The organism is Streptomyces sp. NPDC048349 (assembly GCF_040651925.1).
In the GTDB taxonomy this organism is placed as follows: domain Bacteria; phylum Actinomycetota; class Actinomycetes; order Streptomycetales; family Streptomycetaceae; genus Streptomyces.
In genome coordinates this window covers 1-10,095 of sequence record NZ_JBEZLA010000117.1, presented here as the reverse complement: position 1 = coordinate 10,095, position 10,095 = coordinate 1, and the positions used below count along the sequence as shown (strand labels likewise).

Annotated in this window: 10 protein-coding genes; 3 read left to right on the top strand and 7 right to left on the bottom strand. The window is 71.0% G+C overall.

The features are described from left to right. Positions 1-242: 242 nt before the first annotated feature. Positions 243-1,433 (top strand): hypothetical protein, encoded by a 1,191-nt coding sequence (locus AB0D44_RS33575; protein ID WP_362598445.1) that lies wholly within the window; start codon positions 243-245, stop codon positions 1,431-1,433. Between the two features lie 14 nt (positions 1,434-1,447). Here the strand turns inward: AB0D44_RS33575 and AB0D44_RS33570 are convergent, their stop codons facing one another. After that, complete coding sequence (locus AB0D44_RS33570) at positions 1,448-1,987, bottom strand: YbjN domain-containing protein (protein ID WP_362598443.1); 540 nt, start codon at positions 1,985-1,987, stop codon at positions 1,448-1,450. Between the two features lie 112 nt (positions 1,988-2,099). Continuing rightward, a complete protein-coding gene (clpB, locus tag AB0D44_RS33565; protein WP_362598440.1) occupies positions 2,100-4,700 on the bottom strand; it encodes an ATP-dependent chaperone ClpB in 2,601 nt (866 codons plus the stop codon). Positions 4,701-4,823: 123 nt separating this feature from the next. Here clpB and AB0D44_RS33560 point away from each other — a divergent pair, with 123 nt between their 5' ends. Beyond that, positions 4,824-5,228, top strand: a complete 405-nt coding sequence (locus tag AB0D44_RS33560; RefSeq protein ID WP_362598437.1) for a TIGR03618 family F420-dependent PPOX class oxidoreductase — start codon at positions 4,824-4,826, stop codon at positions 5,226-5,228. Between the two features lie 176 nt (positions 5,229-5,404). Here AB0D44_RS33560 and AB0D44_RS33555 read toward each other — a convergent pair whose 3' ends face one another. After that, positions 5,405-5,719, bottom strand: a complete 315-nt coding sequence (locus AB0D44_RS33555; protein ID WP_362598434.1) for a (2Fe-2S)-binding protein — start codon at positions 5,717-5,719, stop codon at positions 5,405-5,407. Between the two features lie 302 nt (positions 5,720-6,021). Here AB0D44_RS33555 and AB0D44_RS33550 point away from each other — a divergent pair, with 302 nt between their 5' ends. Continuing rightward, entirely contained in the window at positions 6,022-7,050 is a 1,029-nt protein-coding gene (locus tag AB0D44_RS33550; protein ID WP_362598432.1) for a helix-turn-helix transcriptional regulator, read from the top strand. A 95-nt stretch (positions 7,051-7,145) separates the two neighbouring features. Here the strand turns inward: AB0D44_RS33550 and AB0D44_RS33545 are convergent, their stop codons facing one another. From AB0D44_RS33545 to AB0D44_RS33530, 4 genes are all read right to left on the bottom strand, one after another. After that, the gene (locus AB0D44_RS33545; protein WP_362295040.1) at positions 7,146-7,610 is read right to left on the bottom strand and encodes a helix-turn-helix domain-containing protein; all 465 of its coding nucleotides are present in this window, start codon (positions 7,608-7,610) and stop codon (positions 7,146-7,148) included. Positions 7,611-7,612: 2 nt separating this feature from the next. Then, entirely contained in the window at positions 7,613-8,794 is a 1,182-nt protein-coding gene (gene dnaJ / locus AB0D44_RS33540) for a molecular chaperone DnaJ (RefSeq protein ID WP_362598429.1), read from the bottom strand. Between the two features lie 39 nt (positions 8,795-8,833). Beyond that, positions 8,834-9,499, bottom strand: a complete 666-nt coding sequence (grpE, locus tag AB0D44_RS33535) for a nucleotide exchange factor GrpE (protein WP_362598426.1) — start codon at positions 9,497-9,499, stop codon at positions 8,834-8,836. Beyond that, positions 9,499-10,095 (bottom strand): Hsp70 family protein (locus AB0D44_RS33530; protein WP_362598423.1); only part of this gene is annotated, 597 nt, incomplete at its 5' end. The genes grpE and AB0D44_RS33530, both read right to left, overlap by 1 nt.

Sequence of the window (10,095 nt, the reverse complement as noted above, 5' to 3'; positions counted from 1 at the left end):
CCCGTACTGGACGTACTTGGGCTTTCGGCCGGTGCGGCGAGAGTGCGTGCCGGGCACCGCGACGCCGCGGACCTCCGTCAGACACCCCCTAGGCCGTGGGCCGGGGCCGGTGCGGGCCCCGGTCGTTTTCCAGGTGTGCTTGCGGGGTGTGCGAGGCCGGTGTGAAGCTGACGGCCTGGAACGTGCCCGTCGCTCTCATCATCGGATGAGCGTACTCACGAAGAGCAGGAAAGTCGGGATACATGGCAACGGGCAGGGTCTCGGTGTCCGCGTCGCCCCTGGAGATGCGCGCCGTCAAGGCGGTGCGGGCGGCCGCGCCGACGACGGTCATCGCCCTCGGGGTGTTCGCCGCCGTACGCGGCGCCGGGGTACTGGTCCTCACCCTCGGCTCCTGGTGGGCGGGCAAGGACCCGCTCCGGGTCCTCGGCAGGTCCTGGGACTCCGTCTGGTACCTGGGGATCGCCGCCCACGGCTACGGGCGCACCCAGATGTGGCCCAACGCCAGCACCGGGACCGGCTCCATCCAGAGCGACTACGCCTTCTTCCCGCTCTACCCGACGCTGATGAGGCTGGTCGACGTCGTCCTGCCCGGCGGGCTGCTCCCGGCCGGGATCCTCGTCGCCTGGGTCTGCGCCGCCGTCGCCGCCGTCGGCGTCTACCGCATCGGCGCGTGGGTGATCGGGCCGCGGGCCGGGCTGCTGCTCGTGGGTCTGTGGGCGGCGCTGCCGCACGCGGTCGTCCTGAGCCTGGCCTACACCGAAGCCCTGCTGGCCGCGCTCGCCGCCTGGGCGCTGTACGCGCTGCTGCGCGAGCGCTGGCTGTGGGCGGCGGGCCTCGCCGTGCTCGCGGGGCTGACCCGGCCGACCGGGCTCGCCGTCGCGGCCGCCGTCTCGGTGATGGCCCTGTGCGCGATCGTCACGCGCCGCTCCCGCGCGCCCGAGGTGTGGGTGGCCGGGCTGCTGGCCCCCGCGGGGTGGGCGGCGTACGTGGTGGCCGTGGGGGTGCGGGTGCGCGACCCCCTCGGCGGGTACTTCGCCGTGCAGCGGCGCTGGGGGTCCCGCTTTGACTTCGGGGCCGGGGCGCTGCGCTCCGCGGAGCGGGTGCTGACCGGCGGGCACGTACCGCTGGCCACCACCGTGACCGTCGTCCTGCTGGCCGCGGCCGGGCTGCTGGCGATGCTGCTGCTCCTGGACCGCACCCCGCTGCCGCTGCTCGCCTACACGGCGATCCTGCTGGTGATCGCGTACGGCGGGGCCGGGTTCTTCGAGTCGAAGCCGCGGTTCCTGCTCCCGGCCTTCCCGCTGCTGCTGCCGGTGGCGGCCGTCATGGCCAGGGCCCGGCCGCGCACCGCGGTCATGGTGACCGCGGCGCTGGCCGGACTCAGCTACGGCTACGGGCTGTACCTGCTGCTCGTGGCCCGGGTACCGCTCTAGGAGATGAGTGCTCCCTAGTTGTCGCTGTCGCCCTCGTCGTCGCCCTCGGTGGAGTCGATCTCCTTCTCCAGGCCGAGCTGCTCGACGAGCCACTTGTCGAACTCGATGGAGGCGCGGACCCAGCTGACCGTGGAGGACACGAAGTGCTCCAGGTTCACGCCGGTGCCGATCAGCATCTGCGCCTCGCCGATCAGACGGACCGAGCCGTCGTCGTGGGTGTGGCTGTAGACCTTCGGCCACAGGGTGCGGCGGTTCCAGTCGTCGATCGACTCGAGGAGCTGCGGCTTCTCGTCGATCTTGTGCGGACGGTCGTAGAAGGTCCGCACCGAGAAGACCTGCTGCTCGTCCTCGCCGCGGAACATGAAGTACGTGCGGAAATCCTCCCACGGCGCCGCGAGGTCACCCTCGTCGTCGACGACGTACTTGAGCTCCATCTGCTCGAGCAGCTGCTTGACCAGATCCTGGTCGGGGACGACGGGGCCCGCCGGTCCAGTGGCCTGCGGATCGGGCTGCTGCCCTCCGAAGTTCGGAATCGAGGCCGGGTCGATGCTCACCGTGTACTTCCCTTCGTGCGGATACCTCATCCTCCCCCATCCCGCCCACCCCGTGTCCAGCCCACGGGCCCGCGATCCGCTCCGGGCGGACACGGGTGGCGGCTACCGGGCGTCAGAGGGCCTTGCCGACCAGCAGGTCCTGGCCGGCGACGTCGACCCGTACCGTGTCGCCGTCCCTGACCTCGCCGGACAGGATCTCCTTCGCCAGGCGGTCGCCGATCGCCGTCTGGATCAGGCGGCGCAGCGGGCGGGCGCCGTACGCCGGGTCGTTGCCCTTGTCCGCCAGCCAGGCCAGGGCCTCCGGCGTGACCTCCAGGGTCAGGCGCCGGTCGGCCAGCCGCTTGGCGAGGCGGCCGATCTGGAGCTCCGCGATGTGCGCCAGCTCGTCCCCGGTCAGGGCGGAGAAGACCACGAGGTCGTCCAGGCGGTTGAGGAACTCCGGCTTGAAGGAGCTCCGCACCACCTCCAGGACCTGCTGCTTCTTCTGCTCGGGGGGCGTGGCCAGGTCCATCAGGAACTGGCTGCCCAGGTTCGAGGTCAGGACCAGGATCGTGTTGCGGAAGTCCACGGTGCGCCCCTGGCCGTCCGTGAGGCGGCCGTCGTCGAGGACCTGGAGCAGGATGTCGAAGACCTCGGGGTGGGCCTTCTCCACCTCGTCCAGGAGGACGACGGAGTACGGGCGGCGGCGGACGGCCTCGGTGAGCTGGCCGCCCTCCTCGTAGCCGACGTAGCCGGGCGGCGCCCCGACGAGGCGGGCCACCGAGTGCTTCTCTCCGTACTCCGACATGTCGATGCGGATCATGGCCCGCTCGTCGTCGAAGAGGAAGTCGGCCAACGCCTTGGCCAGCTCCGTCTTGCCCACGCCCGTCGGGCCCAGGAAGAGGAACGAGCCGGTCGGCCGGTCCGGGTCGGCGATGCCGGCGCGGGTGCGGCGCACGGCGTCCGAGACGGCCCGTACGGCCTCGCCCTGGCCGATCAGGCGGCGGCCCAGCTCGTCCTCCATGCGCAGCAGCTTCTGCGTCTCCCCTTCGAGGAGGCGGCCGGCCGGGATCCCGGTCCAGGCGCCCACCACGTCGGCGATGTCGTCGGGGCCGACCTCGTCCCTGACCATGCTGTCCTTGGCGCTGCCGGCCTTGGAGGCCTCCTCCTCGGCCTCGGTGGCCTCCGCCAGCTCGCGCTCGACGGTCGGGATCTCCCCGTAGAGCAGCTTGGAGGCGGTGTCGAAGTCGCCGTCGCGCTGGGCGCGCTCGGCCTGCCCGCGCAGGTCGTCCAGGCGCTCCTTGAGCTCACCGACGCGGTTGAGGGACTGCTTCTCCTTCTCCCAGCGGGCGGTCAGGCCGCGCAGCTCCTCCTCCTTGTCGGCGAGGTCCTTGCGGATCTTGTCGAGGCGTTCGAGCGAGGCCGGGTCGGACTCGTTCTTCAGCGCCAGCTCCTCCATCCGCAGCCGGTCCACCGAGCGCTGGAGCTCGTCGATCTCCAGGGGGGAGGAGTCGATCTCCATGCGCAGCCGGGACGCGGCCTCGTCGACGAGGTCGATGGCCTTGTCGGGCAGGAAGCGGGAGGTGATGTACCGGTCGGACAGGGTCGCGGCGGCGACGAGCGCGCTGTCGTTGATCTGGACCTTGTGGTGGGCCTCGTAGCGGCCCTTGAGGCCGCGGAGGATCGCGATGGTGTCCTCGACGGACGGCTCGGCGACCAGCACCTGCTGGAAGCGCCGCTCCAGCGCCGGGTCCTTCTCGATGCGCTCGCGGTACTCGTCCAGGGTGGTCGCGCCGACCATGCGCAGCTCGCCGCGGGCCAGCATCGGCTTGAGCATGTTGCCCGCGTCCATCGCCGAGTCCCCGCCGGCGCCCGCGCCGACGACGGTGTGCAGCTCGTCGATGAAGGTGATGATCTGCCCGTCGCTGGACTTGATCTCCGCCAGGACGGTCTTGAGCCGCTCCTCGAACTCACCGCGGTACTTGGCGCCGGCGACCATGGCGCCCAGGTCGAGGGAGACGAGCCGCTTGTTCTTCAGGGACTCCGGGACGTCGCCCTTGACGATGCGCTGGGCCAGGCCCTCGACGACGGCGGTCTTGCCGACGCCGGGCTCGCCGATGAGCACCGGGTTGTTCTTCGTACGGCGCGAGAGCACCTGCACGACGCGGCGGATCTCGTGGTCCCGGCCGATGACCGGGTCGAGCTTGCCCTCGCGGGCGGCCGCCGTGAAGTCGGTGCCGAACTTCTCCAGCGCCTTGTACTGGCCCTCCGGGTCGGGGGTGGTCACCCGCCGTCCTCCTCGTGCGTTCTGGAAGGCGTCCAGCAGCTTCTTCGCGCTCGCGCCCTGGGCGGACAGGACCTCACCGGCCGCGCCGCCCTTGGCGGCGAGGGCGATGAGCAGGTGTTCGGTGGAGAGGTAGTCGTCGCCGAGCTTGCCCGCCTGGGCGTCGGCCTCGGCGAGTACGGCGAGCAGCTCGCGGGTGGGCTGCGGGGGCGCGACCGTGGACCCGGTGACGCTGGGCAGGGCGGCGAGCAGCCGCTCCGCGCCGTTGCGCACGGCGGGCAGGTCGGCGTCGGAGGCGGCGAGGAGGTCGGTCAGGTTCTCGTTGTCCTCGCCGGCGAGGAGCGCCAGCAGCAGGTGCGCGGGGGTCAGGTCGGCATGGCCGTCCTTGACGGCCCGGCTGGTCGCCGCGTTCAGCGCGTCCCGGCTCTTGTTGGTCAGCTCGGCATCCACGGGTGAGTAGCTCCTCTCTCGGGGGACAGGACTATGACATAAACAACCTACGCAAAGTTGAGTCTATTCCACTCAAGGCAGGTCGCGGTACCCCCGTCCGGCGCAGCCCCGTACCCTCGGGCCATGTCCCATGACGTACTCAACCCGACGCCCGAGTACCTCGCCTTCTGGCGGGAGCGGCACGTCTGCACGCTGACCACGCCCCGCCCCGACGGGTCCCCGCACGTGGTGCCGGTGGGCGTGACGTACGACCCGGAGGCCGGCCTGGCCCGGGTGATCAGCAACAAGCACAGCAAGAAGGTCCGCAACGTCCTGGCGGCGCAGCCGGGCGCGGCCCGGGTCGCGGTCTGCCAGATGGAGGGACGCCGCTGGGCGACCCTCGAAGGGCGCGCGGTCATCCGTACGGACGAGGCGTCGGTCGCCGACGCGGTGGCGCGCTACGCGGAGCGCTACGGGCGGACGCCCTCGCCCAATCCCGACCGGGTGGTCGTGGAGATCACCCTCGACCGGGCGATGGGGCGGGCCTGAGCCCGGGCCCGGCCCGCCGGGGAGCCGGGGCGGCGGCGGGACGTGCTTCGCCGCCGGAACATGTCCGGTCGGGGCATGGACGCGGACACCACAACGGCGCCATCGTGGTCAGGTCCACGATGGCGCCGTTGTGTGGGGGTAGCACCTGAGCGATCTGCAACGACGGGGGAATCGCTTCAGGCACTGCGGGGGGTGGCGGTGGTGATATCGGGTTCGAAGAGCTGGTGGTCGCGCTGATCGAGGTTGACGAAGACCATTCCGTAGCGCACCTCGCAGCGGACGGGCTGCGGCGCGCCGCGGGGGCGGCGCAGGCAGCGGTAGGCCCGGACGTCTTCGTCCTCCTCGCGTACGACCACGATCGGCTGCCCGAACAGCGTGACGACCAGGGAGTCGCCGGGATAGGGGATCGCAGTGGCCAGATCGATGAACTGCCATCCCGAGCGGTATGCGGAGGCCATTTCGCGGCGGAAGCCGCGATCGTCGGGGGTCATGCGCTCGCCCCGTCCGTGGGGGCGGTGTGCCAGCCTGTGTCCATCTCGCCAGCGGAATCGTGCGAGCCCGTACCGGACTGCACGCTCGCCTCGACGACCCCGGTGCCGCCGGAGCCGACGCCACCGCTCCCGAGAGCCCCGTATGCCACTGTTGCGGAGAAAACAACGGCAAGCGCCGAGCGAAGCATTCTCTTATACATGGTCGGCTTCGTCCTCACTTGATGGAATCCTCTCCCCCGCGTGACTGACGATGGCTCATTCGGGCACCTTGGTGCCACAAGGACGATGCATCATGTTCTTGCATGTTCAGGACCCTGGGGGGTGGAGATTTGCCGAAAATCAGCACAACACCGACACATCCCCACCCTGTGACGACCCTGTGCGACGAGGGCGCACGTCTGTACGCCACGGCGCTGAGCGCCGGGCGGGTCTCCCGGGCAGAAGTTGAAAACGCTCCTTGCCTGCTGGAATTCAACCTTCTGCATCCCGATCCGGACGACGAATACTCGCTGCGTCCGGTTCCACCGTCCGTCGCACTCGCCCAACGACTGCATCCGATCGAACGCGAGATCCAGGAGCGTCGGCGACTGTCCGTAGAACTATCCGATGCATTCGAGCCGTTTCTCGCGATCAGCGCGCAGACGCCGTCGAGCACCCACGCGATCACGGTCCTGGAAGGCTTCGACCGCATCAGCGCGGCCCTCGACCTCGCCTCCGCCGAGTGTCACACGGAGGTACTGACGGTACAGCCGGGAGGGGCCCGGCCGTCCATCTCGCTGACCCAGGCGCTCCAGCGCGAACAGCCCCTGATCGACCGCGGCGTGAGCATCCGCACCCTCTACCAGCACACCGTCCGCCACAGCCAGGGCACGCTCGCCTACGTGGAGCGCATCTCCGCGGGCAAGGTGGAGATCCGCACGCTGGAGGAGCTGATCGAGCGGCTCATCGTCTTCGACCGGACCGTCGCCTTCATCCCGGCGCAGGACGACCGCCGCGTGGCCCTGGAACTGCGCCACCCCGGCCTCGTCGACTACCTCATCAAGGTCTTCGAACAGCTCTGGCGCCGGGCCGTCCCGCTGCGCGACGAGGTCACCTACACGCACACCCCCGACGGCGTCTCCGGTGTGCAGCGCTCCATCGCCCAACTCCTCGTCGAGGGGCACGTGGACGAGGCCATCGCGCGCCGCCTGGGGATGAACGTCCGCACGTGCCGGGCGCACATCGCCAAGCTGGCCGCTTATCTGGGCAGCGGCAGCCGGGCCCAGCTCGGCTTCCTCATCGCCCAGTCCGGCATCCTCGACACTCCGGAGCACCGGCAGCAGCTGCCCTGAGCGGCCCTTGGCGCACACAAGCGGAAGGCCCCCACCCGTTCCGGGCAGGAGCCTCCCACATATGCCGACGCTGGCTGAAAACCGCCCGTCCGCCGTCAGTCCATCGGGCGCTTGGGGCGCCAGACGACCAGCGCGTTGCCGGGCTGCGGGGGCTGGTACGGAACCAGGTCGCGCCGGTAGGAGGCGTGCACCTGGGCCTCGCGGGCCCGCAGCGTGGCCGCCGCACCGTCCACCGCCGCGGAGAGCTCGGCCACGCGCTGCTGGAGCGCGGCGACCTGGTTCTCCAGCTCGATGATCCGCTTGATGCCCGCCAGGTTGATGCCCTCGTCCTGGGACAGCGCCTGCACCGTGCGGAGCAGCTCGATGTCACGGGCCGAGTAGCGCCGGCCGCGGCCGGCCGTACGGTCCGGGGAGACCAGGCCGAGACGGTCGTACTGGCGCAGGGTCTGCGGATGCAGGCCCGAGAGCTGCGCGGCCACCGAGATCACGTAGACCGGGGTCTCATCGGTGAGCTGGTAGCCCCCGCCCAGGCGGGAGGACTGTCGTCGGCGGCCGTCCATGGTCATGCTCCCTTCGCGGACTCGAACAGCGCGGTGCGCGGGTCCTGCGACTCCGTCGCCTCGCGGTACATCTCCAGCGCCTCGCGGGCCTTGTCCGACAGCTCGGTCGGGACCGCGACCTCCACCGTCACCAGCAGATCGCCGCGGGTGCCGTCCTTGCGGACCGCTCCCTTGCCGCGGGCCCGCATCGTACGGCCGTTGGGGGTGCCCGGCGGCAGCTTCAGCGTCACCGAGGGGCCGTTCAGGGTCGGGACCTTGATGTCGGCCCCCAGTGCCGCCTCGGCGAAGGTCACCGGGACGGTCACCGTCAGGTTGTCGTCCTTGCGCCCGAACACCGGGTGCGCGTCCACGTGCACGACGACGTACAGGTCACCGGCGGGGCCGCCGCGCTCGCCCGGCGCACCCTTGCCGCGCAGCCGGATCCGCTGGCCGTCGGAGACGCCCGCCGGGATCCGGACCTGCATGGTGCGCGAGCTGCGGGCGCGCCCGCTGCCCTTGCAGACCTCGCAGGGGGTCTCCGCGATCAGACCGCGGCCCTTGCAGTCCGCGCAGGGATCGGTCAGCGAGAAGCCTCCGCCGCTGCCCCGCGAGACCTGGCCGGTGCCGACGCAGGTCGGGCACACCCGCGGTGTGCCGTTCTTGTCGCCGGTGCCCGAACAGGCCTTGCAGGGGGCCTGCGAGGACATCCGGAGCGGGACCGTGGCCCCGTCCACCGCCTCCGTGAAGGAGAGGGTGACCTCCGATTCGATGTCCTGGCCGCGGCGCGGCTGGCTGCGGGTGCCCGCGCCGGGGCCGGTGCCGCGGTTGAACAGGCCGCCGAAGACGTCACCCAGGCCGCCGCCGAAGCCGCCGCCCGCCCCGCCCGGCTGCTGACCGCCGAAGAGGTCGCCGAGGTCGAAGTTGAACGAGCCGCCGGCCCCGCCCGGTCCGGGGCGGAAGCCGCCGTTGCCGAACAGGGCGCGCGCCTCGTCGTACTCCTTGCGCTTCTTGGCGTCGCCGAGGATGTCGTTCGCCTCGGAGATCTCCTTGAAGCGCTCCTCGGCCGAGGCGTCGCCCTTGTTGGCGTCCGGGTGGAACTCGCGCGCGAGCTTCCGGTACGCCTTCTTGATCTCGGCCTCGGTGGCGTCCTTCGGGACACCGAGGACCTTGTAGTAGTCCTTCTCCACGAAGTCCTTCGTGCTCATCCCCGGTGTCCCTCCTCTCGTACTGCTACTGGTTCAGCTTCAGCCCTTGTCGGGGGCATCCGCGTCCTTGTCGGACGACGTGTCGCCTTCCGACGACTCGGACTTGGGGGCCGCGCCCGGCTGGGGCTCGGCCACCGCGACCCGCGCGGGGCGGATCGTGCGCTCGCCGATGCGGTACCCCGGCTGCAGGATCGCCACGCAGGTCGTCTCGGTGACGTCCGGCGCGTACGAGTGCATCAGGGCCTCGTGGATCGTCGGGTCGAAGGGCTCGCCCTCCTTGCCGAACTGCTGCAGCCCCATCTTGGCCGCGGCGGTCTCCAGCGATTCGGCCACCGACTTGAAGCCGCCGACCAGCTCGCCATGCTCCCGCGCCCGGCCGATGTCGTCCAGGGTCGGGAGGAGTTCCGTCAGGAGGGACGCGACCGCGATCTCCTTGACGGCGACCCGGTCCCGCTCCACCCGGCGGCGGTAGTTCTGGTACTCGGCCTGGAGCCGCTGGAGGTCCGCGGTGCGCTCACCGAGCGCGGTACGGGCCTGGTCCAGCTGCGCGAGCAGCGCTGCCTCCTGGCCGACGGACTGAGCTGCTGCGTCCCCAGCCGGGGCCGCCGCCTCCTCCGAGGCGGAGTCGGCGGCCTTCGGCTCGTCGGGCGTGCCGTCGACGGGGACTTCGGGCTTCTCGTCGAAACCCGGGGTCTCCTCCGACATCAGGCAGCGCCACCCTTCGGCTTCTCGTCGTCCACGATCTCGGCGTCGACGACGTCGTCGTCGGCCTTGGCCTGGCCAGCGTCGTCACCGGCAGCGGCACCGGCGGCGCCCTGGGCGGCCTGGGCGTCGGCGTAGATGGCCTGGCCGAGCTTCTGGCTGACCGCGGCGAGCTTCTCGGTCGCGGTGCGGATCTCGGCGGTGTCCTCGCCCTTGAGCTTTTCCTTCAGCTCGGTGACCGCGGCCTCGACCTCGGTCTTGACGTCGGCCGGGACCTTGTCCTCGTTGTCCTTGACGAACTTCTCCGTCTGGTAGACGAGCTGCTCGCCCTGGTTGCGGGACTCGGCCGCCTCCTTGCGGCGCAGGTCCTCCTCCGCGTACTGCTCCGCCTCCTGGCGCATGCGGTCGACCTCGTCCTTGCCGAGCGAAGAGCCGCCGGTGACGGTCATCTTCTGCTCCTTGCCCGTGCCGAGGTCCTTGGCCGTGACGTGCATGATGCCGTTCGCGTCGATGTCGAAGGAGACCTCGATCTGCGGGACGCCGCGCGGGGCCGGCGGCAGGCCCGTCAGCTCGAACATGCCGAGCTTCTTGTTGTACGC